The 26,262-nt window shown below is 70.3% G+C and carries 25 protein-coding genes; 9 read left to right on the top strand and 16 right to left on the bottom strand.

What is annotated here, in order from left to right:
- The first annotated feature begins 118 nt into the window (after positions 1–118).
- The 7 genes from AC4D2E_RS15070 to AC4D2E_RS15040 all read left to right on the top strand — a co-directional run bounded on the left by AC4D2E_RS15070 (position 119) and on the right by AC4D2E_RS15040 (position 7,859).
- Complete coding sequence (locus AC4D2E_RS15070) at positions 119–1,438, top strand: extracellular solute-binding protein (protein ID WP_490953128.1); 1,320 nt, start codon at positions 119–121, stop codon at positions 1,436–1,438.
- A gap of 98 nt (positions 1,439–1,536) precedes the next feature.
- On the top strand, positions 1,537–2,442 hold the full coding sequence (locus tag AC4D2E_RS15065; RefSeq protein ID WP_490910536.1) for a carbohydrate ABC transporter permease: 906 nt from the start codon (positions 1,537–1,539) through the stop codon (positions 2,440–2,442).
- The gene (locus tag AC4D2E_RS15060) at positions 2,442–3,290 is read left to right on the top strand and encodes a carbohydrate ABC transporter permease (RefSeq protein ID WP_247827223.1); all 849 of its coding nucleotides are present in this window, start codon (positions 2,442–2,444) and stop codon (positions 3,288–3,290) included. Before AC4D2E_RS15065 ends, AC4D2E_RS15060 begins: the two co-directional genes overlap by 1 nt.
- Positions 3,291–3,320: 30 nt before the next feature.
- Positions 3,321–4,682 (top strand): ABC transporter ATP-binding protein, encoded by a 1,362-nt coding sequence (locus AC4D2E_RS15055; RefSeq protein ID WP_490953127.1) that lies wholly within the window; start codon positions 3,321–3,323, stop codon positions 4,680–4,682.
- A gap of 88 nt (positions 4,683–4,770) precedes the next feature.
- Positions 4,771–6,432: a helicase HerA-like domain-containing protein gene (locus tag AC4D2E_RS15050; RefSeq protein ID WP_490953126.1), complete on the top strand. Its 1,662-nt coding sequence runs from the start codon at positions 4,771–4,773 to the stop codon at positions 6,430–6,432.
- A 33-nt stretch (positions 6,433–6,465) separates the two neighbouring features.
- Positions 6,466–6,849, top strand: coding sequence for a hypothetical protein (locus AC4D2E_RS15045; RefSeq protein ID WP_104167908.1), 384 nt, complete (start codon positions 6,466–6,468; stop codon positions 6,847–6,849).
- Between the two features lie 26 nt (positions 6,850–6,875).
- Entirely contained in the window at positions 6,876–7,859 is a 984-nt protein-coding gene (locus AC4D2E_RS15040; RefSeq protein WP_490910178.1) for a hypothetical protein, read from the top strand.
- Between the two features lie 31 nt (positions 7,860–7,890).
- Here AC4D2E_RS15040 and AC4D2E_RS15035 read toward each other — a convergent pair whose 3' ends face one another.
- The 10 genes from AC4D2E_RS15035 to AC4D2E_RS14990 form a co-directional block, all read right to left on the bottom strand.
- Positions 7,891–8,982, bottom strand: a complete 1,092-nt coding sequence (locus tag AC4D2E_RS15035; protein ID WP_490953125.1) for an SDR family oxidoreductase — start codon at positions 8,980–8,982, stop codon at positions 7,891–7,893.
- 72 nt (positions 8,983–9,054) lie between these two features.
- Positions 9,055–11,037, bottom strand: a complete 1,983-nt coding sequence (locus AC4D2E_RS15030; RefSeq protein WP_490910179.1) for an NHL domain-containing thioredoxin family protein — start codon at positions 11,035–11,037, stop codon at positions 9,055–9,057.
- A complete protein-coding gene (locus tag AC4D2E_RS15025) occupies positions 11,034–13,169 on the bottom strand; it encodes a bifunctional copper resistance protein CopD/cytochrome c oxidase assembly protein (protein WP_490953124.1) in 2,136 nt (711 codons plus the stop codon). The genes AC4D2E_RS15030 and AC4D2E_RS15025 overlap by 4 nt, the downstream gene beginning before the upstream one ends.
- Before the next feature lie 127 nt (positions 13,170–13,296).
- A complete protein-coding gene (locus tag AC4D2E_RS15020) occupies positions 13,297–13,575 on the bottom strand; it encodes an HU family DNA-binding protein (RefSeq protein ID WP_043441577.1) in 279 nt (92 codons plus the stop codon).
- Positions 13,576–13,835: 260 nt separating this feature from the next.
- Entirely contained in the window at positions 13,836–14,141 is a 306-nt protein-coding gene (gene rpsN / locus AC4D2E_RS15015; RefSeq protein WP_026545363.1) for a 30S ribosomal protein S14, read from the bottom strand.
- Positions 14,142–14,143: 2 nt separating this feature from the next.
- Positions 14,144–14,311 carry a 50S ribosomal protein L33 gene (rpmG, locus tag AC4D2E_RS15010; protein WP_019481734.1) on the bottom strand — a complete coding sequence of 56 codons (168 nt, stop codon included), beginning with the start codon at positions 14,309–14,311 and terminating at the stop codon, positions 14,144–14,146.
- Positions 14,311–14,547, bottom strand: a complete 237-nt coding sequence (rpmB, locus tag AC4D2E_RS15005) for a 50S ribosomal protein L28 (RefSeq protein WP_043441573.1) — start codon at positions 14,545–14,547, stop codon at positions 14,311–14,313. Before rpmB ends, rpmG begins: the two co-directional genes overlap by 1 nt.
- Before the next feature lie 304 nt (positions 14,548–14,851).
- Positions 14,852–15,994 (bottom strand): glucose-1-phosphate adenylyltransferase family protein, encoded by a 1,143-nt coding sequence (locus AC4D2E_RS15000; RefSeq protein WP_490953123.1) that lies wholly within the window; start codon positions 15,992–15,994, stop codon positions 14,852–14,854.
- 60 nt (positions 15,995–16,054) lie between these two features.
- Complete coding sequence (locus tag AC4D2E_RS14995; RefSeq protein WP_490910182.1) at positions 16,055–16,591, bottom strand: MarR family winged helix-turn-helix transcriptional regulator; 537 nt, start codon at positions 16,589–16,591, stop codon at positions 16,055–16,057.
- Positions 16,592–16,686: 95 nt separating this feature from the next.
- Positions 16,687–17,469 (bottom strand): SGNH/GDSL hydrolase family protein, encoded by a 783-nt coding sequence (locus tag AC4D2E_RS14990; RefSeq protein ID WP_490953122.1) that lies wholly within the window; start codon positions 17,467–17,469, stop codon positions 16,687–16,689.
- An 80-nt stretch (positions 17,470–17,549) separates the two neighbouring features.
- On the opposite strand from AC4D2E_RS14990, the gene AC4D2E_RS14985 reads away from it, so the two are divergent.
- Positions 17,550–18,548: a diacylglycerol/lipid kinase family protein gene (locus tag AC4D2E_RS14985; RefSeq protein ID WP_490953121.1), complete on the top strand. Its 999-nt coding sequence runs from the start codon at positions 17,550–17,552 to the stop codon at positions 18,546–18,548.
- Positions 18,549–18,620: 72 nt separating this feature from the next.
- On the opposite strand, the gene AC4D2E_RS14980 is transcribed toward AC4D2E_RS14985, so the two are convergent.
- The 6 genes from AC4D2E_RS14980 to AC4D2E_RS14955 all read right to left on the bottom strand — a co-directional run bounded on the left by AC4D2E_RS14980 (position 18,621) and on the right by AC4D2E_RS14955 (position 25,034).
- Positions 18,621–19,673: a siderophore-interacting protein gene (locus AC4D2E_RS14980; RefSeq protein ID WP_490953120.1), complete on the bottom strand. Its 1,053-nt coding sequence runs from the start codon at positions 19,671–19,673 to the stop codon at positions 18,621–18,623.
- Positions 19,670–20,575, bottom strand: a complete 906-nt coding sequence (locus tag AC4D2E_RS14975) for an ABC transporter ATP-binding protein (RefSeq protein ID WP_490953119.1) — start codon at positions 20,573–20,575, stop codon at positions 19,670–19,672. The genes AC4D2E_RS14980 and AC4D2E_RS14975 overlap by 4 nt, the downstream gene beginning before the upstream one ends.
- On the bottom strand, positions 20,575–21,621 hold the full coding sequence (locus tag AC4D2E_RS14970) for a FecCD family ABC transporter permease (RefSeq protein ID WP_490953150.1): 1,047 nt from the start codon (positions 21,619–21,621) through the stop codon (positions 20,575–20,577). Before AC4D2E_RS14970 ends, AC4D2E_RS14975 begins: the two co-directional genes overlap by 1 nt.
- Positions 21,622–21,650: 29 nt before the next feature.
- The gene (locus AC4D2E_RS14965; RefSeq protein ID WP_490953118.1) at positions 21,651–22,709 is read right to left on the bottom strand and encodes a FecCD family ABC transporter permease; all 1,059 of its coding nucleotides are present in this window, start codon (positions 22,707–22,709) and stop codon (positions 21,651–21,653) included.
- A gap of 125 nt (positions 22,710–22,834) precedes the next feature.
- Positions 22,835–23,845, bottom strand: a complete 1,011-nt coding sequence (locus tag AC4D2E_RS14960; protein ID WP_490953117.1) for a glutathione S-transferase family protein — start codon at positions 23,843–23,845, stop codon at positions 22,835–22,837.
- 97 nt (positions 23,846–23,942) lie between these two features.
- Positions 23,943–25,034 carry a YihY/virulence factor BrkB family protein gene (locus AC4D2E_RS14955; RefSeq protein ID WP_490953116.1) on the bottom strand — a complete coding sequence of 364 codons (1,092 nt, stop codon included), beginning with the start codon at positions 25,032–25,034 and terminating at the stop codon, positions 23,943–23,945.
- 145 nt (positions 25,035–25,179) lie between these two features.
- On the opposite strand from AC4D2E_RS14955, the gene AC4D2E_RS14950 reads away from it, so the two are divergent.
- Positions 25,180–26,256 (top strand): NAD-dependent epimerase/dehydratase family protein, encoded by a 1,077-nt coding sequence (locus AC4D2E_RS14950; RefSeq protein ID WP_490953115.1) that lies wholly within the window; start codon positions 25,180–25,182, stop codon positions 26,254–26,256.
- Positions 26,257–26,262: the final 6 nt, after the last annotated feature.

Below are 26,262 nucleotides of genomic sequence, written 5' to 3'. Positions count from 1 at the left end.
AGGCTGCCTAGCGCATCCCGCCCGCAGGGCATAGGGTCGAAAAGCAAGCTTGCTTAGGCTGTCGATTCGCTTGAACCGTCAGCCGGGTTGTCTACGAGGATGTGGAGGCTCGGTACGAATGCCGACTAGTCGAAGAACGCGCAATGCCGTGAAGAGCCGACCGAGGGCCGCCGTCCTGGCGGGCCTGGTGATCGGAACGATGGTCATGAGCGGGTGCGGCCCCGCGGAGGCCGACAACAGCCTGACCTGGTACATCAACCCCGATGCCGGCGGTCAGGCCGCCATCGCCGAGAAATGCAGCGACGAGTCCGAGGGCCGCTACCGCATCGAGACCTCGCTCCTCCCGAACGATGCCGCGTCGCAGCGCGAACAGCTCGCCCGCCGCCTCGCTGCGGGAGACACGTCGCTGGACATCATGAGCCTCGATCCACCGTTCGTTCCCGAACTGGCCGAACCGGGATTCCTCGCGCCGGTGCCCGACGACGTCGCCGAGGCCACCACGGACAACGTCGTGGAGGGTGCCATCGCCGGGGCGACCTGGAAGGACGAGCTCGTCACGGTGCCCTTCTGGGCCAACACGCAGATCCTGTGGTACCGGAAGTCGGTCGCCGAGGCCGCGGGCCTCGACATGAGCGGACCCGTCACCTGGGAGCAGGTCATGGAGGCCGCCCGGAGCCAGGACAAGACCCTCGGAGTGCAGGGCCAGCAGGGGGAATCCATGACGGTGTGGGTCAACGCGCTCATCGAATCCGCCGGCGGATCGATCCTCGTCGACCCGGAGGCCACGGCGCAGACCATCGAACTGGGGCTGGACACCGACGCAGGCGTCGCAGCGGCCGACGTGATCTCCACCATCGGCGAGGACGGCCTGGGCGGTCCCGGCCTTCCCACGGCGGACGAGAACGCCTCCCTCATCGGTTTCCAGGGTGATTCGGGCTCCTTCATGGTCAATTGGCCCTTCGTCTGGCCCGCCACGGTCGCCGCGGTCGAGGCCGGCACGCTGGACCAGGCGGTCCTCGACGACATCGCGTGGGGCATCTACCCGCGCATGACGGAGGACGAGGAGGCCGCACCCCCGCTCGGCGGCATCAACCTCGGCGTCGGAGCGAAGAGCGACAACCCCGAGCTGGCCTTCGAGGCCATCGAATGCATCGTCTCGGTCGAGAACCAGGCCGAGTACTTCGTGACCAACGGCAACCCGCCGGCGAACACGGAGGCCTACGAGGATCCGCGCATCGCGGAGTCCTTCCCGATGTCGGAGACCATCAGGGACTCCCTGCGCGCAGCGGCGCCCCGTCCGCAGACCCCGTTCTACAACGAGGTCTCCACCGGCATCCAGCAGACCTGGGCGCCGCCCGCAGGCGTCGATCCCGAGACCACTCCGGAGACGTCGAGCGACTTCATCATCTCGGTCCTCAGAGGGGAGCAACTCCTGTGACCTCCGCCATTCCAGCGAAGACAGCGACGGCGTCGTCCACAGAGCCCGGCCCGCGGCTGGACGTCGGTAGCGGCAACCGCAACGGCAAGAAGCCGCGAATGCAGTACAGCGACCGGGCGCGGGCGGAACGGCGACTCGGCTGGATACTTGCCGGGCCGGCGTTCCTCGTGATGCTGGCCGTCACGCTGTACCCGATCCTTCAAGCGGTCTACGACTCCCTCTTCCAGTTCCGTCTCACGGCACCGGACGAGCGGGCGTTCATCGGCGTCGAGAACTACGCCGTGATCCTCACGGACCCGGTCTGGTGGATCGCACTCCGGACCACCGTGTTCATCACCGTGGTCACCGTGGTCGTCGAACTCGTGCTCGGCTTCGCGCTCGCACTCGTGATGCACAAGGCCCTGAAGTCCATCCGCGGACCGCTTCGCACGGCGATCCTCGTGCCGTACGGCATCATCACCGTCGTGTCGGCGTTCGCCTGGTTCTACGCGTTCGACATCAACTCCGGCTACGTGAACAACTGGTTCAGCTGGGTGCCCGGTATCGACGAGAACCTCAACTGGTTCGCCCAGGGCGGTACGGCCCTGTTCGTCATCATGGCGTCCGAGATCTGGAAGACCACGCCGTTCATCTCGCTGCTGCTCCTCGCCGGCCTCGCCCAGGTTCCGGACGAGCTCACCGAGGCGGCGAAGGTCGACGGCGCCACCTGGTGGGAGCAGATGCGCAAGGTCATCATCCCCAACATGAAGGCCGCGATCATGGTCGCGGTGCTCTTCCGGGCCCTGGATGCCTTCCGCATCTTCGACAACGTGTTCATCATGACCAACGGCGCCTACGGCACGGAAGTGCTGTCGCTGCTCGCCTACCGGCAATCGATCAGCAGGCTCGAGATCGGGCTGGGCTCCGCCGTGTCCGTGCTCCTGTTCGTGTGCGTCCTGCTGATCTGCTTCGTGGCGATCAAGCTGTTCAAGGTCGATCTCGCCGGATCGCAGGGAGGAAAGTAATGACGAACACCAGCACCAAGGGAAAAGTCCTGTGGGCGATCGTCTCGGTCCTCGTCCTCGTGTACGCGCTCTTCCCCGTCTTCTCGATCCTCGCCACGTCCTTCAAGACGCCCAGTGATCTGACGAGCGGTAAGTTCCTCCCGTCGTCGGGCACGGCGACGACGAGCAACTACGAGCAGATCCTCGTCGGTGACGCCCAGGGCCTGTTCCTCTCGGCGCTGCGCAACTCGGTCGGCATCGCCCTGATCGCGACGTTCATCGCCGTCGTCCTGGCGACGCTGTGCGCCTACGCGATCGCCCGCCTGGACTTCCCCGGGAAGAAGGTCATCCTGACGACGGCGCTGGCCGTCTCGATCTTCCCGGTGATCTCGATCGTGACGCCGCTGTTCAACCTGTGGCGCACCATCGGTCTCTACGACACCTGGCTCGGCCTGATCATCCCGTACCTCTCGCTCACCCTCCCCATCTCCATCTGGACCCTCGCCGCGTTCTTCCGGCAGATCCCGTGGGAGCTGGAGCAGGCGGCCCAGGTGGACGGGGCGACGACCTGGCAGGCGTTCCGCAAGGCGATCGTGCCGCTGGCCGCCCCGGGTGTCTTCACGACGGCGATCATCGCGTTCTTCATCGCGTGGAACGACTTCGTGTACGGCATCTCGCTCACCTCCACCGAAGCGGCTCGCACGGTTCCGGCGGCGCTCGCCTTCTTCACCGGAGCCTCGCAGTTCGAGTCACCCACGGGAGCCATCTCGGCGGCCGCGATCATCGTCACGATCCCGGTCGTCCTGCTGGTCCTGCTGTTCCAACGCCAGATCGTCTCAGGCCTGACCTCGGGCGCCGTCAAGGGCTAACGCCCGCGGTTCAAGTAAAGGATTCGCACCATGGCTTCAATCACCCTCAACCATCTGGTCAAGAAATACGGCGACGGGTTCCCCGCCGTCAACGACATCAGCATCGACATCGCGGACGGCGAGTTCATCATCCTCGTGGGTCCGTCCGGCTGTGGGAAGTCCACGCTGCTGCGCATGATCGTGGGCCTCGAGGACATCACGGAGGGCGACCTCCTGATCGACGGGCAGCGCGTGAACGACAAGGCGCCCCGCGACCGCAACCTGGCGATGGTGTTCCAGAACTACGCCCTGTACCCGCACCTCACCGTGTACGAGAACATCGCGTTCCCCCTGCGCCTGGCCAAGGGCAAGCACTCGGAGGAGCAGGTCGACAAGCTCGTCACCGAGGCCGCGGCGACCCTGGAACTCACCGACCACCTGCAGCGCAAGCCCGCGAACCTCTCCGGCGGCCAGCGGCAGCGCGTCGCGATGGGCCGCGCGATCGTGCGGCAGGCGGACGCGTTCCTCTTCGACGAGCCGCTGTCCAACCTCGACGCCAAGCTCCGCGGCCAGATGCGGTCCGAGATCTCCCAGATGCAGCGGCGCCTCGGCGTCACCTCCGTCTACGTCACCCACGACCAGACCGAGGCGATGACCCTGGGCGACCGCGTGGCCGTCCTGAAGAAGGGCGAGCTGCAGCAGATCGCCTCGCCGCGCGAGCTGTACGAGCAGCCGCGGAACCTCTTCGTCGCCGGCTTCATCGGCTCGCCGTCGATGAACTTCCTGCCGGCGACCCTGGAGGGCACCACCCTCAAGACCGCCATCGGGGACCTCGAGATCCCCCAGGAGAAGGCCCAGAAGGCGGCCGGCAAGAAGGTGGTCCTCGTCGGCGTCCGGCCCGAGTTCTTCGAGGACGCGAAGCTGGTGGAGGACAGCAAGAGGCCCCACGGCTCCACCTTCGCGGCCACCCTGACGCACACCGAATGGCTCGGCAACGAGCAGTACGGGTACATCAACTTCGATCCGGCCCCCGAGATGCGGGACCTGCTCAACGGTCTCGCGCGGGACATGGACGCCGACGAGCTCCGCCCGCAGGTCGTCGTCACCCTCGACGCCTCGAGCCGCATCAGGGGCGGGCGCGAGTCGGAGCTCTGGGTGGACACCCGGAAGCTCCATCTCTTCGATGCCGAGTCCGGGGAGAACCTGACGCGTGATGCCGAGGCCGGCGCCGCGCTGACGCGTGAGGCCGCCGAGGAGCGCGCCGAGGAGATCGCGACCGCCCAGCAGGCCGACCGCCGGGCGGACTCCGGTGGTTTCGGGAGCGGCAACGGCGCGACCGGCGGGAACACCACCGTCGACGCCGGCCGGACCGGTGGAGCGACGGCGGCCGGCGGCAAGCACGCCGCAGGCTGACAGGACCCGCATCCGCGCCCGGAGAGGCGCACCTGCTGATAGGACCGGCGCCCGGAAGGGTGCCGGTCCTGCTGTGTAGTCTGGCCCTATGGTCGAACACGACGGCGCCGCCCAGGTCACCGATATCAGCGCCGGCTACGTCTTCGAGGGGCCCACGCTGCACCTCGGCGCCGCCCTCGTGGACGGCACCCTCCACACCGACGCGCAGGTCCGCCTCCCCCTCGCGATGATGAACCGGCACGGCCTGATCGCGGGCGCCACGGGGACCGGCAAGACGGTGACCCTGCAGGTGCTCGCCGAGCAGCTGTCCGCCCAGGGCGTCCCCGTCTTCCTGTCCGACATCAAGGGGGACCTCACCGGCCTGTCCGCTCCCGGGACGGCGTCGGACCGGCTCGCGAAGCGCACGGCGAGCGTGGGCCAGGACTGGATGCCGAGGGCCTTCCCCGTCGAGTTCCTGTCCCTCGGCGGCGACGGCGACGGCGTCCCCGTCCGGGCCACCATCTCCGCCTTCGGGCCCCTGCTCCTCGGCCGGGTCATGGACCTGAACGAGACGCAGGAATCGAGCCTCCAGCTCGTGTTCCACTACGCCGACAGGAACGGCCTGGAACTGTACGACCTCGCGGATCTGCGCGCCGTCATCGGCTTCCTCACCTCGGAGGACGGCAAGGACGGCCTGGAGTCGCTCGGCGGGCTGTCGAAGGCGACGGCCGGCGTGATCCTCCGCGAGCTGGTCACCCTCGAGGCCCAGGGCCTGGGGTCCTTCTTCGGAGAGCCCGCGTTCGACACCGCCGATCTCCTCAGGACCGCTCCGGACGGCCGGGGCATCATCACGGCGCTGGAGCTCGTCACCGTCCAGCAGCAGCCGCGACTCTTCTCCACCTTCCTCATGTGGCTGCTCGCGGACCTGTTCGCCGAACTCCCCGAGGTGGGCGACGTCGACAAGCCCCGCCTCGTGTTCTTCCTCGACGAGGCGCACCTGCTCTTCGCCGGGTCGTCGAAGGCCTTCCGGGAAGCCATCCAGACGACGGTGCGGCTCATCCGGTCGAAGGGCGTGGGCATCTTCTTCGTCACCCAGACGCCGAAGGACATCCCGGGGGACGTCCTCGGCCAGCTGGCCAACCGGATCCAGCACGCCCAGCGCGCCTTCACGCCCGACGACGCCAAAGCACTCCGCGCCACCGTCTCGACGTTCCCCGTGAGTCCCTACGACCTCGAGGAGGTGCTCACCTCGGCGGGCATCGGGGAGGCCGTCGTCACGGTCATGGACGAGGAGGGCTCCCCGACCCCTGTCGCCTGGACGCGCCTGCGCTCCCCCGAATCGGTGATGGGCCGGGCACCGGAGGGCACCGTTGCCGCCGTCGTCGCCGCCTCCCCGCTCCTGCCCCGCTACCGGGAGGCGGTCGACAGCCACTCCGCGTCCGAGGAACTGGCCGCGCGCCGCCCATCCGGGACCGCGGCACCCCTGCCCGGCCGTCAGGCCCCGAGCGCCCCGCGCGAGGAGCGGGACGCGGAGGCGCGCCGCATCGAGGAGGACATCCTCGGTGTCCCGTCCCGTCCGAGGGAGGCACGCGGAGGGCGTGCGCAGGGTGACGTGCCGGGCGACGCGCAGGGCACCGGCCGGCCGGCCGGTGGCCGCAGCCCCGACCGGAGCGAGATGACCGACCTGGCGCTGAAGGCCGCCGGGGTCATCGGCAAGGAACTGGCGCGCGGGCTCTTCGGTACCAAGCACCGCACGCGGCGGTGGTACTGACCCGATGCGCCGCCGTCCGGACGGACCCCGATCATGCTGATCGAGATCGTCAGTTCCACCCTGACCGTGCTGGGGCTCGTGCTGCTCAGCGCCGCGCTCGTCATGCGGCTCGTGGACGGCTCGTGGAGCAGGACGCAGGCCATCACGTTCGAGCACGAAGGGCACCCCTACCTGCGCTGGCACGACCACCGGTTCCGCATCGTCGAGGCCCTGTGGTCCAGTGGCTCACGACGACGGCGGGACCGGACACCGGCACCTCCCCCGCTGCCGCCGGGGAAGGACGTCATCATCTTCTATCAGGCCCGGCACCCCGCGCACTGGTCGCTCGAGGAGCCCCATCGCGGCTCGCGCCGGATCGCGATCACCGGGCTCGTGTGCGCCGTCGTCGGGACCGTCCTGGGCTTCCTGCCCGGCTGATCCGGGCCAGCCGGTAACGTGGGATCGTGCACATCACCCCGGTCATGAAGGTCCTCGCAGCGTGGCTGCTCGGGCTCATGCTCCTGGGCGCGGCCTTCGTCGCCACGGTGTCCTTCATGAACGGACGGCTCTACAGCCCTGAACACCAGGTGGACCTGTACCTCGAGGCGCTGCGGGACGGCGACGGCGGGGCGGCCCTGGGGCTGCTCAACGCGTCGGTCCCGGAGGGGTCGAACCCAGCCCTGCTGGACGGCGACGCCCTCCGCCGGGCGAGTGCGGCCGTGGAGGACGTCGAGGTCGGCGATGCACGGGAGACGGATGACGACCGCGTCGAGGTACCTGTGACGTACACCCTCGACGGCGTGGAGACGACGACGGTCTTCCCGCTCCAGCGCATCGGCACCGAATGGGGCTTCTTCAACGTCTGGCGCTTCGAGCAGTCCGTCCTGCCCACCGTGCAGGTCACGGCCCTGAACAGCGTGGAGGCCGCGGTGAACGGCGTGGACGTCGGGCTCCCCGACGGCACGGCCGGTCTGGCCTCCTTCTACCCGGCCGCCATCACCGCGCAGTACGACGGGCAGTACGTCGCCGCCCCCGAGCAGCACGCCGTCGTCACGAGCCGGGAGGCGCCGCCTCCCCTGGCCCTGGCCACCGAGGCGACGCCGGAACTCGCCCGGGCGGTCGACGAGGACCTGCGGGCCTTCCTCGACGGGTGCGCGGAGCAGACCGTCTTCCAGCCCACGAACTGCCCCTTCAACTACGTGACGAACGAGCGCCTGGCCGGGGACATCGCCTGGTCCATCGAGGAGTACCCCGCCGTCAGCGTCACCCTGGACGGCGAGGAGTGGCTCCTCGGGCCGCTGCGCGGGTCCGCGCGGATCGACACGCAGCTGCGCGACTTCTTCTCCGGAGCGGTCCGGGACGTGTCCGAGACCGTCCCGTTCGAGTTCGAGGCCGATCTCACGGTGACCGAGGACGAGGTCACCGTGACGCCCGTCGTCCGCTACTAGGCCGTCCCGCGCCGTCGCACCGGGCAGGGCGTCAGGGGATGAGCTTCTCCGCGCGGTAGCGCTCGAACAGGGCCGTGAACGCGTCGAGGGTCCGCCGGTACCCGGTGAAGCCGGCGACCCGGCTCTTGCCCATGTCGGTGACCACCTCGATGCCCCGCCCGAGGTCGCTGTCCGTGTGCCACCAGGACGCCATGCGGTCCAGTCGGGGTTCCACCAGGCCATGGCGCCCTGCGAGGTCCGCCCAGTGGTCCTGCCGCCCGGCCATCGCCTGCTCCAGCGGCCGCGGCACGCCGTCGTAACCCTCCCAGTCCACCCCGAACCAGGCGGCGAGCTGCGGCCACATCCACCGCCACCGGAACACGTCGCCGTTCACGATGTTGAACGCCTCGTCGGCGGCTGCCGGGGTCGTCGACGCCCACACCATGTGTTCGGCGAGCAGGCCGGCGTCCGTCATGTCGGTCAGCCCGTTCCACTGCGTCTCCGACCCGGGGAACACGAACGGCTCGCCCGCATCCCTGCACAGTGCCGCCCGCGTGGCGAGCGTGAGCCCCATGTTCATGGCATTGCCGACGGCGTGGCCGATCACGGTGTGCGCGCGGTGCACCGACCAGGTGAAGCCCTGCTCCGCCGCCGCGGCGAACAGCTCGTCCTCCTGCGCGTAGTAGAAGTTGCGGACCGGCAGGCGCGGCTCCTCCTCGTGGAACGGCGTATCCGCCATCTCCCCCGCCGCATAGGCCTCGAACGGCCCGAGGTAGTGCTTGAGCCCGGTCATGAGGGCCACGTGGGCCACCTCCTTGCCGCGCAGGGCGGCGAGCAGGTCGCGCAGCATGGCGGCGTTGACCTCGATGTTCTCCTCTTCGGTGTCCCTGCGGGACCAGGCGGTGAAGAAGACGTGCGTCGGGTGCTCCGGTGCCAGGACGGCCGCGAGCTCCTCGGCCGAGGTCAGGTCCGCGGACAGCCAGCGCACCCCCTCACGTTCGGCCCCGGGCCGGCGGGACAGGGCCAGCACGGGCCACCCGTCGGCGGTGAGCCTCTCGACGAGGGCCGATCCGGCGATGCCGGTCGCCCCCACCACGAGGGCTGTCCCCGAGTCGGTGCCTGCGGGTCGGTGGTCGTTCGTCATGGTGCGCTCCTCGTCATGATGCTGCCGGCGCGGTGCCGGCACAGTGGGGGGCGGTCACCTCCTGCCGGAGGGTCAGTCGAGGCCCCTCAGGTCCAGGGTCAGGCTCGTCTCGCCGTCGGCCGAGAGCGTGACGGGGATGCCCCAGTCCTGCTGGTACAGGTGGCAGGCGGCATGGTCGGGGATCTCGCCGCCCGGCTCGCCGTCGCAGGACGCCGCGCGGGCGGTGATGTGCAGGACCCCGCCGCCCGCCTCAGGGGCGAGCACGAGCTCGCGGGTCAGGCCGGTGGACGTGCCGCCGCCCGAGACGAGGAGCGATTCCGGCGACGCACTGATCTTCAGCTGGGTGGGATCACCCCAGCGGTCGTCGAGCTTCTGGCCCTTCGGCGCCGTGAAGCGCACGGTGAGTCCCACGGGGCCCGCGGACATCGCAGTGGTGGGCCGCTGGGTCCGGGATGCTCCCTCGTCGACGGCGAGGGCCTCCTTGGGCAGCGGCACACGGACCAGCTGGTGCCGGTTGGCCTCGACGACGATCAGCAGCGGGTCCCCGCCGTCGGCCACGGGGGTCAGGTCCACGAGGACGTCGGAGGGCTCGGACAGGCCGCGGAGCAGCGTGGACACCTGGCGGGTGGCGGGATCGTACCGGCGGACGGCGCCGTTGTAGGTGTCCGCGATGGCGATGGACCCGTCAGGGAGCGCGGCGACCCCGAGCGGGTGCTGCAGCCGTGCCTGTCCGGCGTCGCCGTCCCGGAAACCGAAGTCGAACAGGCCGGTCCCGACGGCGGTCTGCACCTGCACGCGGCGGCGGCCGCCGACCTCGAGGAAGGACAGGATGCGCACGGAGGAGGTCTCCGAATCGGCGATCCAGATGCTGCCGTTCGCATCCTCCGCGAGGCCCGAGGACTGGGCGAACCACGCGGTCGACGCATCGCCGTCGAGCAGTCCCTCCAGTCCCGTGCCGGCGAGGATGTCGACGGCGTGGGAGCGGGGGTCGTAGGTGAAGATCTGGTGCGTGCCGGCCATGGCGATGACCACGCGGTCCAGCACCGTCGAATGGAGCACGTCCCACGGCGAGGACAGCGACACGTTCAGCGCATCGGTGCCGAGCTCCGTCTCCGTGAGGCGGGGCGCCTCGCTCTCCGCGTCCACCTCGAAGGCGTTCTCCTGCAGCCCGGTCTTCGTGTGGTTCCCGGCGTCGAGCAGTCGCTGCGTGCCGTTGCCCGCGAGGGTGCGCACCTCCCCCGTGGCGAGGTCCACGCCACGCAGGCGGTGGTTCACGGAGTCCGCGACGACGACGTCGTACCCGACCTCCGCGGCCAGCGCGGCGGGCAGCAGGGCGAGCCCCTGCGGCTCGTTGAACTCCGCCTCGCCGGCGCCGCCGTCGCGGAAGCCCTTCGCACCGGAACCGATGGTGCGGCGGACCGTGACGAGGTCAGCTTCGAGCTCCACGAGCCGGTGGTGGCCCGTGTCGCCGGCGAGGAAGGTACCGGTGGCGGGGAGCGCGAGCAGCTTGCCGGGGAACTTCAGGTCCCCTGCGGTGCTCTCCGCCGGGACGTACGGGCCGTCGCCGCGGTGCAGCGTGCCCTTCGCCTCGTGCTCGGCGACGAGCTCCTCGACGAGCGAGGTGAGGCCGGCGGCGTGGCCCTCGCCGGAGAGGTGCGCCACGATGTAGCCCTCCGGATCGATCACCACGAGCGTTGGCCACGCGCGGGCCGTGTAGGCCTGCCACGTGGTCAACTCCGGGTCGTCGAGGACGGGGTGGTGGATGTCGTAGCGCTCGACGGCGGCGGCCAGCGCGTCCGGATCGGCCTCGTGCTCGAACTTCGGCGAGTGCACGCCGACCGTCACCAGGACGTCCGAGTGCTGCTCCTCGAGCGGCCGGAGCTCGTCGAGGACGTGCAGGCAGTTGATGCAGCAGAAGGTCCAGAAATCGAGGATCACGATTTTTCCGCGGAGGTCCTCGAGCTGCAGCTGCCTGCCGCCGGTGTTGAGCCAGTTACGGCCGGTCAGGGCTGAGCCGCGCACCCGGTAGCCAGTGCGCACGGTGGTCTCGGTCATTCATCGTCTCCTGCGGTGGTGGTCGCCCGCGCCGCGGGCTGCTGCCCTGCGCGGGCGGGTCCGGCGTCGCGCGCGGCGAGGTCGGCGAACATGCTGTTGTAAGCCGCGAGGTCGGCGTCGTTATTCCTGTCCGCCGCGCGGTCCTTGCGCTTCGTCTCCCGCGCATCCGAGCGCGACCACACGATCGCGACGCCGATCGCGAGCAGCAGCGTGGGGATCTCGCCCACGCCCCAGGTCACGGCGCCGCCCACCTGCTGGTCGGCGAGGGCGGAGGCGCCCCACTCACGGCCCATGTTGCCGAACCAGGAGGCCTCGAGCAGCGACGTCGAGCCCATGAGGGTGACGCCGAAGAAGGCGTGGAAGGCCATCGTCGCGAACAGGAGCAGCAGCCGCATGGGGTACGGGGCACGGAACGGCACGGGATCGGAGCCGATCATGGACAGCACGAAGATGTACCCGGTGATCAGGAAGTGGGTGATCATGAGCTCGTGGCCCACGTGCTCGCGCAGCGCGAACCCGAACAGCGGCGAGTAGTAGAACACGACGATCGACGCGACGAAGTTGCCGGCTGCGACGAGCGGGTGCGTGATGATCCGCGACGGCAGCGAATGCACGATCACGAGGATCCATTCCCGGATGCCGCGCGTGCCGTCCCGCCGGGCGCTGAGCGCCTTGAGCGCGAGGGTGACGGGTGCGCCGAGGACGAGGAACAGCGGCACCACCATCGTCAGGGCCATGTGGTCCACCATGTGCGCGCTGAACAGCACCATGCCGTAGATGGCGGGCGCGCCGGAGGTGAAGTAGGTGAGGCATGCCAGGCCGACCAGCCAGCTCATGAGTTTCAGCGGCGACCAGGAGTCGCCGCGGCGGTGCAGCTTCAGCATGCCCAGGACGTATGCGACGGCGAAGATCACCGCGACCGCGATCCACAGCCAGTCGGGCCGCCACTCGGTGACCCAGCGCGCCGCGGTGGGCTCGGGCGGGAGGTCGTAGCCGGTCAGGATCCGCGCCGGTCCCGCCTCGGTGGGCAGTTCCTCGGAGCGGGGCGGGGCCGTGCGTCCGAGGGCCCCGGCGACCCCCAGCACCGCGCTCATGATGAGGAGTTCGACGAGGATGAGCTGCCACAGGACGCGGCGTGCGGACATCTTCGACGCGGCGGTCCCGGCGGGAGCCCCGAGCTGCGGGATGATCCACTGCCGGTGCATCCAGCCGATCCCGCCGAGCAGGATCGTGGCGATGGTCTTGAAGGTGACGAGCAGTCCCCACGGGGAGCTGAGCTGCCCGAGGTCCGAGATCCGGAGGCTGGCGTTCACCACGCCGGAGGCGACCACGAGGACGAACGCGAAGCCGGCCAGCGCGGAGAAGCGCTGGAGGACCGGCAGGGTCTGCCCGCCGAGCGCGCCGCCCACCACGGCGAGGGCGATGATCCCGCCGACCCACAGGCAGACGCCCACCAGGTGCAGGGCGATCGAGTTCACCGCGGCGTTGTGGTCGTCACCGCTGGCGGAATGGCCGATCAGGGCCATGGGCAGCAGGTTCAGGAGCGCGAGCACCAGGGTGAGGGCCAGGCCGGTCTGCGACCGCACCCCGAACAGGAGGGTGGCCAGGATGGCCGCGACGATGGTCGTCACGAGCCAGGCGCGCCCGGTGGAGAAGTCGGTGAGGAAGGCGGCGAGCCCCTGCGTGTAGGCGGGGTCGGTGCTGAGCGGCAGTCCTGCCGCGTCCGAGTAGGTGAAGATCATGACGCCGAGCGCGCCGAGCGTCCAGGCGACGGCGGAGACGGAGGCCAGCAGCATCACGCGCGAGAAGGCAGGATGCTCGGCGGCGGTCTCCGCGGGCTTCCGGCCGCGGGGTCCGACCCTCCGTGGGAGCATGAAGACGGCGAGGACGAGGGCGCCGATGGTCGCTGCGGCCGCCGTGTTGTTGAGCACCTTGGCGACGGGCAGGCCCCACCGGGTGAGGGCGCCGGGGTCTCCGAGCTGACGCGCGGCGGCCGCCCCCGTGTAGAGCAGGGCGACGACGAGGGCGCCGAGGACGACGGCCCCGGCCAGGACGAGCCAGCCGGTCGCGAGGGCTCGCTCGGGGGAGGAAGCGGCGGCGGTCTCCCGGGGTTCCTTCACAGTGGTCGGCACATACACCATTCTCTACCCCGAGTAGAAATAGGGCCAATCTCCTCCGGGCCTTCGCCGAACGGGAGGGCCCCTTAACGCCGAGGGACCGCTGCCTCATGGCAGCGGTCCCCTGGTGTCGGTCCTGGGACTACTTGGCGGAAGCCTTCAGCTTCGAGCCGGCGGTCAGCTTGACGCTGTGGCCGGCGGCGATCTGGATGGTCTCACCGGTCTGGGGGTTGCGGCCCGTGCGCGCTGCGCGGCTGGTGCGCTCGACGGCGAGCCATCCGGGGATGGTGATCTTCTCGTCCTTGGCGATGGACTCGGAGAAGACGTCGAACAGCGCATCGAGGACGCTGTTGACGGCGGCCTGGCTGGTGTCGGCCTTCGCCGCTACCTCTGCAACAAGTTCACTACGGTTCTTAGCCAATTTTGTCCTCCTGGACGTCACTCTTCGGAAAGAGCTCTTCGCGGTATTCGAAAAGCCTCTGTCCGAAAACTTACCAGCTTGGACGCCCCGACCCGCGTGTTCACGCGGCTTTTCGGCGGAAAGACGGCCGTTTCGAGGCTGTTTTCCGGCCGTGGCCGGGGCATGATCGCGAAGAAGCCGCCACCCGGGGGGTGACGGCTTCTTCGGTTACCGCGCGGGGCGGCGGGTGATGCGGTGGGGCTCGGCGCCCCGGGGGCTGTCTACCAGCTCGACTTGGTCACGCCGGGCAGTTCGCCACGGTGTGCCATGTCACGGAAGCGGACACGGGAGATACCGAACTTCTGGAGCGTGCCGCGGGGGCGGCCGTCGATCTGGTCGCGGTTGCGCAGGCGCACCGGCGAGGCGTTGCGGGGAAGCTTCTGCAGGCCGAGGCGTGCGGCTTCGCGTGCTTCGTCGGTGGCGTTCTCGTCGACGAGGGTCTTCTTGAGCTCGAGGCGCTTGGCCGCGTAGCGCTCGACGATGACCTTGCGCTGCTCGTTACGAGCAATCTTTGACTTCTTGGCCATGGTTAGCGCTCCTCTCGGAATTCGACGTGCTTGCGGATCTTGGGGTCGTACTTCATCAGGACCATGCGGTCCGGATCGTTACGACGGTTCTTGCGCGTCACGTAGGTGTAGCCCGTCCCGGCGGTGGACTTCAGCTTGATGATCGGACGTACGTCCTTGTCCTTGGCCATTAGAGCTTCACTCCCCTCGCGAGGATGGACGCGACGACCGCGTCGATGCCACGCACGTCGATGGTCTTGATACCGCGGGCCGAGACCTGCAGCGTCACGTTGCGGCGCAGGGAAGGCACGTAGTAGCGCTTCTTCTGAATGTTGGGGTCGAACCGGCGCTTGTTACGGCGGTGCGAGTGCGAAATGCTGTGTCCAAAGCCGGGCTCGGCTCCGGTCACTTGGCAGTGGGCTGCCATAACTCTCCTCCAGATTAGATGAACGTGACGGAATCACTTGTTGGGCGTCCCGCCACCAGTAATGACACCGTTATTACTGCAGCTTTCCGGAGGTTGACCTGGCAGGGTGAGAACCTGCCGAAGCGCCTCGCCGCGGGGAAGACGGTGAAGTTCAGGCGGGGCACGGCCTTGCGGCCGGCACAGCCTTGAATTCTAGGTAGTCGCGGGTTGCTGGGCAAATTCCTCCCGTCCGTGGACGGGCGTCATCAGCCACAGCCAAACGCCCTACCATCCTACCGGCCGGATGAGGCGTGACCAAAACGGGTCAGTCGTCGATCAGCCCGTCCCGCCCGACGACGGCGGGCTCGTCCGGACTGGCACCGAGGCGGTCGCCGTCGACGACGGCGTCCGAGTCCACGATGGCGTGCCGCACCACCGCCCCGGCCTCCACCCGCACCCGGTTCAGCAGGACGGCATCCTCCACGACCGCCCCGGCCTCCACCGTGGCACCCGAGCCGATGACGCTCCGGCGGACCGTGCCGTGCACGCGCGCGCCGGGGGCGATCAGCGAGCTGCCGACAACGGCCCCGTCGCCGATGAACGCCGGTACCAGTTCCGGCGGCTCGGTGAGGATGGGCCAGTCGGGGTCCGAGAGGTCGAGACCCTCACCGTCCACGAGGTCCAGGTGGGCGCGGAGGTAGTTCGCCGGCGTCCCGAGATCGCGCCAGTACCCCTGGAGCCGGTGTTCGACCACGGAACCCTGCTCCACCAGGTGCGGCACCAGGTGGTGCCCGTAGTCACCCAGGCCGCCCTCGGTGCCGTCCAGGCGCTCGAGGGCGTCGAGGAGGGTCGCCGCGGTGTACAGGAAGATCTCCGTGGTGACGATGCGCGTCCGCGGCTCCTCCGGCTTGTAGGCGAAGTCGGTCACGCGGCCGTCGTCGTCCACGGCCACGACGCCGTGGGCGGAGGCGTCGCCGTCGAAGTCCGCGGTGACCATCGTGAGCGCGGCCCCGCTGTCGAGGTGCGTGGCGACGACGTCGCGGTAGTCGAGGCGGTAGAGGTGGTCCGAGCTGAGGACGAGGACCAGGTCCGGTGCGAAGTCGCGGATGGAGTCGGCCTGCCGGAGCAGTCCGTCGGCGTTGCCCTCGGCGAACCCCTCGCCGTCGCCCCCGCTGAAGGGAGGCAGCACCAGGAGCCCGCCGCGGGTGCGGTCGAGGTCCCAGGGCCTGCCGTTGCGGAGGTGGTCGTTGATGGTCTTCGGCTGGTACTGCTCCATGACCCACACGTCGGAGATGCCGCTGTGGTGCAGGTTGGACAGGGGGATGTCGATCAGCCGGAAGCTGCCGCCGACGGGCATGACGGGCTTCGCCCGGTGATCGGTGAGCGCACCGAGGCGCCCTCCCGCACCGCCGGCGAGCACGATCGCGAGGATGCGCGGCTGGTGCCGGGCCTTCGCCTGCTGGTCCATGGGCAGTCCTGTCCTGTCTGTGTCCGGTCGGGATGATGGCCCCGCCCCGGTCGGGTGGTCCTAGAGGTCCTGCTGGGAGCTTCCCTGCGCTGCCGCCCGGCCGGCCAGGGCCGCCGCCGGGGCGGCGTCGGCCAGGATCCAGTGCGCGCTGTCCATCCCGCGGAGGATCTTGCGGCCCACGCGCTCGAGGTCGGCGACGTCCTGGTCATCGAGGGCGTCGAAGACGGTGGAGCGGACCTGTGCGACGTGCGACACCGCGAGTTCGGTCAGCATCTCGAGCCCGTCGGCGGTGAGGGAGGCCGTGGTCACGCGCCCGTCGAGGGAGGACGGCAATCGTGTGACCCACCCTCGGCCCTCGAGCTTCTTGACCACATGGCTGAGCCGGGAGAGGGACGCGGTGGACCGGGCGGCGAGCTCGCTCATGGGCAGGCTCGTGCCCTCCGCCTCCGAGAGCATCGCGAGGACGTGGTAGTCGAACAGGGTGATCCGCGCCTCACGGAAGAGGTGGGTGTCGAGGTTCGCGGGAAGCAGGGAGGTCAGCGCGTAGAGGGCCAGCCATGCCCGCCGCTCGTCGGGTGTGAGCCAGTGCGCCGCCATGCGCTCATTCTGGCACACGGGTCCTCCGGACGAGGGCCCGTGCCGCGGCCCCGGCGTGCTTGCGGGCACGGCCGGATCCGTGCTCGCTGCGGGCCTCAGGCGCTGACCGAGGCCCAGTGCGGGCGGGTCAGCGACGGGTACTTCGGCGCCAGGTCGTCCCCGGACGAGACGCCCCGCAGTCGCCTGCCCACCCAGGGCGTCAGGTACTCCCGCGCCCACTGCGCATCGGCCCGCAGCTGGTCCGCCCGGTTCAGGGCGGGACGGGCGTCGAGCTCGGGCAGGTCGATCCGGTGGGACGCCTTCATGGCCTCGAGCACGCGCGCGGCCATGAGCGTGTGCCCCGCGACGGACATGTGCATGCGGTCGACGTCCCAGTAGCTCCAGTCCTGGAACTCCCGCAGGCGCCAGTAGTCGACGATCGTGGCGGCATGCCGGTCGGCGATCTCACGCACCCACTCGTTGTAGACGGCGGTGCGCCCGCGGGTCTTCCCGAAGACCGCCGATCCCGCCGTGTCGAAGCCCGTGAAGAGCACGACGGCGGCTCCCGCCGCGCGGAGCCGGGCCACGCCGTCGTCGTACCGGGACATCAGGAGGTCGATGTCGACGCGCGGCCGCAGGATGTCGTTCGCTCCGGCATAGACGGTCACGAGCGTCGGCTCGAGGGCCAGGGCGGCGTCGACCTGCTGGTCGAGGATCTGCCGCATCTTCTTCCCGCGGATGGCGAGGTTCGCGTAGCCCCAGGACGCGTCGGCGAGGACCAGCTGCTCCGCGACGCGGTCCGCCCACCCCCGGACGCCGTTGGGCGACGCCGGATCCCAGTCACCCACCCCTTCGGTGAAGGAATCGCCAAGGGCCACGTATCGCTGGATGTAGGTCACGACCAAAGATTACCCCCGCCGGCCGCACCCGCCGGGATAAGCTCGTCGGAGCCATCCCTCCAGCCTGCCCGAAGGACATCATGCCCACCGAAGCCACACTCGAAGCGACCCCCGAGACGCTCGCGGACACCGGATCGGGCCGCCGTCGCGCCGCGCTCATCGTCAACCCGATCAAGATCACCACGGTGGACGTCGAGGCGGCCGTGAAGCGCATCTCGTCCGAGGACGGGTGGGACGAGCCCCTGGTCATCGAGACGACCGCGGATGATCCGGGTCACGGCCAGGCCCAGCAGGCCCTCGAGGCGGGTGTGGACCTGGTCATCGCCGCGGGCGGGGACGGCACCGTGCGGTGCATCGCCGAGGAACTCTCCGGCACCGACACCATGATGGCCCTCGTGCCGCTGGGTACGGGCAACCTCCTGGCGCGCAACCTCGACATCGCGGTCGACGATCCGGACGCCGCCGTCGAGGCCGCGTTCCGCGGGACCGAACGCACCATCGACGTCGTGCACGTGACCGTGGACCGGGCACAGGACGCCCACGTCTTCCTGGTGATGGCCGGCATCGGCTACGACGCCGCCATCATGTCCGACACCCGGGACGACCTGAAGGACAAGGTGGGCTGGCTCGCCTACGTGGACGCCGGCATCAGGAACCTCCCCGGCAAACCGACCCGGACCACCATCTCGGTGGACGGCGGCAAGCCCTTCGACCGCCGCCTGCGCAGCGTCATGGGCGGCAACTGCGGCAAGATCATGGGCGGCCTGGAGATCTTCCCCGGCGCGAAGATCGACGACGGCCTGATGGACCTGATGACGGTCGCCCCGAAGGGGAAGCTCGGCTGGCTCGCCGTCGTCGGCAAGCTCTTCGCCCGCGGCAAGGGCAAGGACTCCTCACTCGAGTACTTCCAGTGCCGCACCGCGGAGGTCACCCTGCACGCGCCGCTGGAGGTGCAGCTCGACGGCGATCCCCTCGGCGAGGCGACCCACATGGCGTTCGAGGTCAAGCCGAATTCGCTGCGCCTGAGGATGCCGCTGGGCTACAAGGACCCCGCCGTGGTGAGCGAGCCCCTGCCCTGACGGGTGGGCCCTGGGCGGCGCCGGGCGGGCCGCGGAGTGCGCCGGCCCGGTCGGCGCTGCTGCGGCTCCGGGTCAGACCTGTTCCGCGCGCCCCTTGCGCCAGTACCCCATGAACGCCACCTGCTTCCGGTCCACGCCGACGTCGCGCACGAGGTAGCGGCGCAGGCTGCGCACCACGGCCGCCTCGCCCGCGATCCAGGCGTAGAAGGGCTGTGTGCCCGGAGGCCGCTCCGGGTTGACCGTGGACCGCACGATCGCCGTCTCGAGCAGCTGCGGCGTCTCCCAGAGGATGGTCCTGTCGATGTCGACGTCCTCCGGCTCGCCTCCGCCGTTCGCGCTCTCCCGGCCGGACAGGGAGACCCAGCCCGGGACGCGCACCGCGTCCCGGACCGCCGCCTCCAGGTGCTCGCCGTGCGGGCGATCCCCGCGGGGCAGCCAGGTGACCTGCACGGACGAGCGTGACCGGATGGGCCGGATGTCCTGCCCGTCCGGCACCTCCAGGAACGCGTGGCCGCCGATGTCCTCGGGGAGTGCCTCGAGGATGGCGCTGATGGCGGGCACGGCGGTCTCGTCCCCCGCGAGGAGGACATGCTGCGCGAGGCCCGGGCTCCATTCGATCCCCCCGTACGCACCCGCCGTCCGGCACTGGGCGGCGGAGGCGTTCGGCCCGATGACGCAGACCCTGTCCCCCGGCCGCGCCGCCGCTGCCCATTCCGCGGCGGGACCGCCCCGGCCGTGGGCGTCCAGGTGCATCACGAAGTCGACGTCGATCTCGGGGCGGGGACCGCTGCAGCGTGATTCCCGCACCGTGTAGGTGCGCATGGAACCGCGGTCCGCGGCATCCAAACCGAGCCACCGCTGGTACCAGCCCGAGGCGTCGCCGCTGCTCATCATCGCCGCGATGTCCGGGGCGTCGCGGCCCTCGGAGGGGATGACGATCTTGATCCGCAGGTCGAGGGTGTCCCCCACCACGCCGAACCCCGTGAGGCACGCGCCGCCGAAGGTGATGCGGCGGAAGGTGGGGGTGAGGTCCCGGACGGCGGTGACGACGACGTCGAACGCCCGCACCATCGGCTCGGTGTCCGCGGCGGTCCGTCGCACGCTGCGCTGGGTCACGTCGGTCATGATGCTGCCTCCAGGGGGGTCGGAACGGTGTCCTGCGGGCCGGGTCCTTCGCCGGCTTCGCCCGGACCGTGGTGCCGGCCGTGGTGGCGGCCGTGGTGCCGGCCGATCGGGACCACCATCGGGGTCCCCGAGACCGGGTCGGTGATGACGCGGCACTCGAGGTCGAACACCCCGGACACGGTCTCCTCGGTCACCACGTCCGACGGCGCGCCGTCGGCCACGATCCTGCCGTCCCGCATGGCGATCAGGTGGTCCGCGTAGCGTGCGGCGAGGTTGAGGTCGTGCAGCACCATGACCACCGTGGTCCCGGACCGCCGGTTGAGATCCGTGATGAGGTCCAGGACCTCGATCTGGTGGGTGACGTCGAGGAACGTGGTGGGTTCGTCGAGGAGCAGGATGTCCGTCTGCTGGGCGAGGGCCATCGCGATCCAGACGCGCTGGCGCTGCCCGCCGCTGAGCTCGTCCACGGAGCGGTCGGCGAGCGGGAGGGTGTCGGTGGCCTCGAGTGCACCCGCGACGGCGGCGTCGTCCTCCGGCGTCCACTGGCGGAACCACCCCTGGTGCGGGTACCGGCCGCGGCCCACGAGGTCGGCGACGCTGATGCCGTCGGGCGCGACAGGGGTCTGCGGGAGGAGGCCGAGGACGCGGGCGACTGCCTTGGTGGACTGCGTGGAGATGTCGGAGCCGTTGAGCAGCACGGTGCCGCCGGCGGGCTTGAGGAGGCGTGCCAGTCCCCGCAGCAGCGTCGACTTGCCGCACGCGTTCGCACCGACGATCACCGTCACCTTCCCGGCGGGCAGGGCCACGTCGAGTCCGTCGACCACGGTGCGGTCGTCGTAGGCGAGGGTGAGCGCCTCGGCGGTCAGCGTGGCCGCCGTCGTACGTCCGGATCCTGCCATCATCAGCCTCCCTGGCCCGAGCGGTTCGCCGTGGCGAGCAGCCACAGCAGGAACGGGGCGCCGAGCGCGCCGGTCACGACGCCGACGGGCAGCGACGCACCGGGGACGAGGTTGGCCGCCACGAAATCCGCACCGAGCACGATCACCGCACCCACGAGGGCCGCCATGGCCAGCGACGGACGGTTGCCGAGGAGGCGGCGGGCGATCGGCCCCGACAGGAAGGCGACGGCGGTCACGGGTCCGGCAGCGGCGGTCGCCACCGCGGCAAGGGCGACGCCGGTGGACATGAGCCCCAGGCGCGAGGCCTCGACGCGGAGGCCGAGGCCCGCGGCGGCGTCGTCGCCCAGTTCGAGGCCCTGCAGGCTGCGGGAGAGGACCGCAGCGGCCGGCAGCAGCACGGCGAGGCACGCGACGAGGACCGTCACGCGGTCCCACGTGCTGGAGTTCAGCGAGCCGTTCAGCCAGAGCACCGCGGCCGACGCCGTGCGGAGGTCGGTGCGGGTGATGAGGAAGCTCACGAGCGCGTGCATGACCGCCGCGAAGCCGATCCCGACGAGGATCAGGCGGTAGCCCGCCACGCCGCCGCGACGGGAGATCAGGTAGATGGCCGCCGCGACCACCATCGCGCCCACGAGGGCCGAGAGGGACACCGCGGCACCGGCCGCCCCGAAGAGGACGATCGCGGTCACGGCCGACGCACTGGCGCCGTAGCTGATGCCGATGATGTCGGGGCTCGCGAGCGGGTTCCTCAGCATGGTCTGGAACACGGCACCCGCGATCCCGAAGGCGATCCCGACGAGGAGCCCGATGACCGCCCGGGGCAGCTTGTTCTCCAGCACGATGAAGCTCGCGCCGGGGATGTCGGCGCCGCCGAGGATGCGGAAGAAGTCCGGGACGGTGACGGTGTAGGAGCCGAGCAGGACGTTCACGGCGAACAGCACCGCGACGACGCCGGCCACGACGGCCAGCCGCGTGCCCGTGCTCCGGCGGCGGCGCGCCCGGACGGCGGCGGGACCGCCCGGATGCCCGGGGCGGTCCGCCCGGAGCATCCGGGCGGGCGCGTGGTCCACGGACGCGCTCACAGCTGCGCCACCCTGCGCCGCCGGACGAGCCAGATGAAGACGGGGGCGCCGAGCACGGCGGTCATGATGCCCACCTGCACCTCGCCCGGCGGCAGGATGACCCGGCCCACGATGTCCGCCCACAGGAGCAGCACGGGACCCGACAGGGCGGAGAAGGGCAGGATCCACCGGTAGTCGGAGCCGACGACGAGCCGCACCAGGTGCGGGATGACGAGTCCCACGAAGGCGATCGGCCCTGCCGCGGCCACGGCCGCACCGCACAGCAGCACGACGCCGACGGCGGTGACGGCACGGGCGAGGGGGACGTTCTGGCCGAGGCCGCGTGCCACGTCGTCGCCCAGCGCCAGGGAGTTGAGGACCCGGCCCGTGGCCAGGGTCAGGACGAGGCCCGCCCCGACGAACGGCGCCACCGCACCGATGACCTCCCAGCCCCGGCCGGCGAGCGTGCCGACCTGCCAGAACCGGAAGGCGTCGAGGGTCTCCTGGCTGGAGACGAGGACGGCGTTCGTGAGGCTCGCGAGTCCGGCGGCCAGGGCCGCCCCGGCGAGTGCCAGCTTGACCGGCGTCGCGCCGTCCCTCCCGAGGCTCGCCACGGCGTAGACGGCGACGGCCGCGGCGCCCGCGCCGGCGAAGGCCAACCAGAGATAGCTGGAGGCGCTGCTGAGGCCGAACAGGTAGATCCCGACGACGACGGCGAGGGACGCACCGGCGTTGATGCCGAGGATGCCGGGGTCCGCCAGCGGATTGCGGGCGATGCCCTGCAGCGCGGCTCCCGCGGTGGCGAGCGCCGCCCCGACGAGCAGCCCGACCACGGTGCGCGGGACACGGGAGAGGACCACGGCGTGGTCGCCGTTCGCCGGGTCGAAGGACGCCACGGCGTCGAGCACGGTCGGGATGCTGACGGAACGGGCGCCGATGGTGAGCGAGGCGACGCAGGACAGTCCGAGGATCATGACCGCGAGCAGCAGCTTCGCGAGGCTCCTCGCGCCGGAGGACCGGTGGCGGGAGGCCGGGCCGGCAGGGGCCCGGCGCAGGGTGGAGGCCTGGACTGCCATGTGCCTCCCTCAGCCGGACGATCGGTCTGAGTAAGGCTAGCCTAGGCTTGGAAGGATTAGGAAACGAACTTGTTTCCTAATCCTTCCAAGCTTGCGACGGAGGGACCGCGGTAGGCCCGCTCAGGTCACGCGGCGGCCGGCGGGGTGCCGTCGCCGAACGGCCTGCCGCCGAGTGCCTCACGTCCATGGGCGGTGGTCCATCCGGCCAGGTCCGGGCCCTTCGGGACGATCCCCGTGGGATTGATGTCCTCGTGGACGATGTAGTAGTGCTGCTTGATCTGCTCGAAGTCGACGGTGTCGCCGAAGCCGGGCGTCTGGAAGAGATCGCGCGCGTAGGCCCACAGCGCGGGCATCTCGGTCAGCGTGTTCCGGTTGCACTTGAAATGGCCGTGGTACACGGGGTCGAAGCGGACCAGCGTGGTGAACAGGCGGACATCGGCTTCGGTGATGGTGTCGCCGACGAGGAAACGCCGGTCGGTCAGCCGCTCCTCGAGCCAGTCAAGGGCCGTGAAGAGGCGGTCGTACGCAGCCTCGTAGGCCTCCTGCGACCCCGCGAACCCGCAACGGTAGACGCCGTTGTTGACCTCCGTGAAGACCCGCCTGTTCACGGTGTCGATCTCCTCGCGGAGGTGCTCCGGGTAGAGGTCCGGCGCTCCCTCGCGGTGGAACTCCTTCCACTCACCGGAGAAGTCGAGGGTGATCTGCGGGAAGTTGTTCGTCACGACCGCGCCGGTGGTGGTGTCCACGATGGCAGGGACGGTGATGCCGCGCGAGTAGTCCGGGTCCCGCTTGAAGAAGGCCTCCTGCAGCCGCTCGATGCCGAGCACCGGGTCGCGGCCGTCGGGGTCGAGGTCGAAGGTCCAGGACCGGCTGTCATGCGTGGGCCCGGGGGTGCCCAGCGAGATGGCGTCCTCCAGCCCGAGGAGCCTCCGCACGATGATGGTCCGGTTCGCCCAGGGGCAGGCGCGGGCCGCGACGAGGCGGTACCGGCCCGCCTCGACGGGGTAGCCGTCGGCGCCGTCGCGCGTGATCCGCGTCTCGATGTACTGGGTGTCGCGGGTGAACTCCTCGCCGGAGGTCACGTAGGCCCCTTTGGTGCTGTGCCCGGACGATTCGGCCTGCTGTGTGTCGGTCATGCTGCCAGTCTAGGACGGCGGACATGCCGGAGGCCCGGCCGTGTGCACGACCGGGCCTCCCGGAAGGTGGGTCCGGAGGATGGGTCCGGACCGTCCGTCAGTTCTTCGCGGACTCGCGTCCGTACTTCTCGCGGAGCTCGCGCCCCTCGCGGACGAGCTTGAGGTGCTTCTCGCTCTTCTTCTCGGCGGCCTTGGTGTCGCGCGGGGGAAGTTGGATGGTCTCCTCCGCCTCGATCCCGCCCTGCAGCTGGCGGCCGCGCTCCATCTCGGCGTCGAACTCGACGCCGAACAGCAGCGAGATGTTGGCGAGCCAGATCCACAGCAGCAGCACGATGACGCCGGCGATGGCACCGTACGTCGCGTCGTAGTTGCCGAAGTTGGCGACGTAGAGGGAGAACGCGGCCGTGGTGATCGCGAGGACGAGCAGGGCGATGAACCCGCCGAGGCTCATCCAGCGGAACTTGGGCTGCTTGATGTTGGGGGCGCCGTAGTACAGCACGGCGATCATGAGGACGGCGAAGAGGACCATGACGGGCCACTTGACGATGTTCCAGATGGTCACGGCGGTGCTGCCCAGGCCGATGGTGTTGCCGACGGCCTCCGCGACCGGTCCCGAGAGCACGAGCATGAGGCCCATGGCGACGATCAGGAGGAGGACGATGATGGTGATGAGCAGCATCTGCGGGCGCAGCTTGAGGAAGCCGCGGCCTTCCTCGACCTCGTAGACGCGGTTCATGGCCCGCGAGAACGCGTTGACGTAACCGGAGGCCGACCAGATGGCGCCGAGGAGGCCGATGACGAACGTCAGGCCGGCGGCCTGGTTGGACGCCAGGTTCTGGATGATGGGCTCGATGGTGGCGATCGCCTCTGCGGGTGCGAACTGCCCGATGACCCCCATGACCTGGTCGGTGGTGGCCTGAGCCTGACCGAAGAGTCCGAGGAGGGACATCAGGGCGAGGATTCCGGGGAAGATGGCGAGCACGGCGTAGTAGGTCAGCGCCGCGGCGAGGTCGGTGCACTGGTCCTTGCCGAACTCGTTGACGGAGCGCTTGAACACGTACTTCCAGGCCGGCTTCTTGACGTCCTTCGGATCGTCCGGCTTGCGGGGATCATTGGGATCGGGTGCGTTCTGGGCCTTCTGCCCGGCCGCACTGCGGGGCTCGTTCCCCACCCTGCTGTTGCTGCTCACGGATACCTCCCGGTCTGGCCCCGCAGACGGTGTGGGGCGCTCTTTCGGCTATGCGTCTGGTCCAACTGCACCATAAGCTTACTTAGTAGTCCAGTTCCGACCGGCACCTGCCCGTGCCGCCCGCGACCCAAGGCCAGGAGCAGCAATGCGTATCGCAATCATCGGTGCCACCGGGAACGTCGGCACCGCGGTCCTCACCCGCCTCCACCGCGCCGCCGAGGAGCGCACGACTCCCCCGCCGGCGGGCGCCCACCCGGCCGATGACCCGGTGGGCCTCTCGATCACCGCGGTCGCCCGCACCCTCCCGGACACGGGCCGGTTCCCCTACGCGGGCGTCGCCTGGCACGCCATCGACATCGGGACCGACGAGGGCCGGGACGCCCTGACGGCGGCCCTCTCCGGCGTGGACGCCGTCGTGCATCTCGCCTGGGCCATCCAGCCCAACCGGGACGAGGACGCCATGCACCGGACCAACGTCACCGGCACCGCGAATGTCCTGCGCGCGGCCGCGGCGGCCGGCGTGCGCCAGGTCGTCTGCGCATCGTCCGTCGGTGCCTACTCCCCCTCGGACAAGGACACCCGCAGGGACGAGTCCTGGCCGACCGGGGGCATCGAGTCCTCCCACTACAGCCGGCACAAGGCCGAGCAGGAGCGGCTGCTGGACGGGTTCGAGCGGGACCACCCGGAGATCGCGGTGGCGCGGCTGCGGCCCGGGCTGATCTTCCAGGGCCAGGCCGGCAGCGAGATCGGCCGGTACTTCCTGGGGCCCCTCGTGCCCAAGATCGTGCTGGGTGCCCTGCCGCTCCTGCCGATCCCCGGCTCCTTCATCTTCCAGGCCGTGCACGCGGAGGACGTGGCCGACGCCTACTGGCGCGTGGTGGCGCAGCGTGCCGCCGGCGCCTTCAACATCGCGGCCGAACCGGAGCTCACCCCCGAGCGCGTCGCCGACCTGCTGGGCGCCCGGCGGATCATCGGCCTGCCCGTGCGCGTGCTCCGGGGGATCGTCGGTGCGAGTTGGGCCCTCGGCGTCCAGCGGACGGACCCGGGCTGGATCGACATGGCCGCCGGGAGTCCCGTCATGGACACCACGCGGGCGCGCACCGAGCTGGGCTGGGAACCGCACCACTCCTCGAAAGACGCCCTGGCCGAGGTCCTGGCCGGGCTCCGCCACGGCGCCGGCCGCCGCGGCTCCCCGAAGCTGTACCCCCGCTCGGGGTCCTGAGCAGCA

Source organism: Arthrobacter sp. TJ-265, assembly GCF_058269135.1.
Note: the sequence above shows the minus strand (reverse complement) of the source record. Positions and strands in the feature narration are given on the sequence as shown.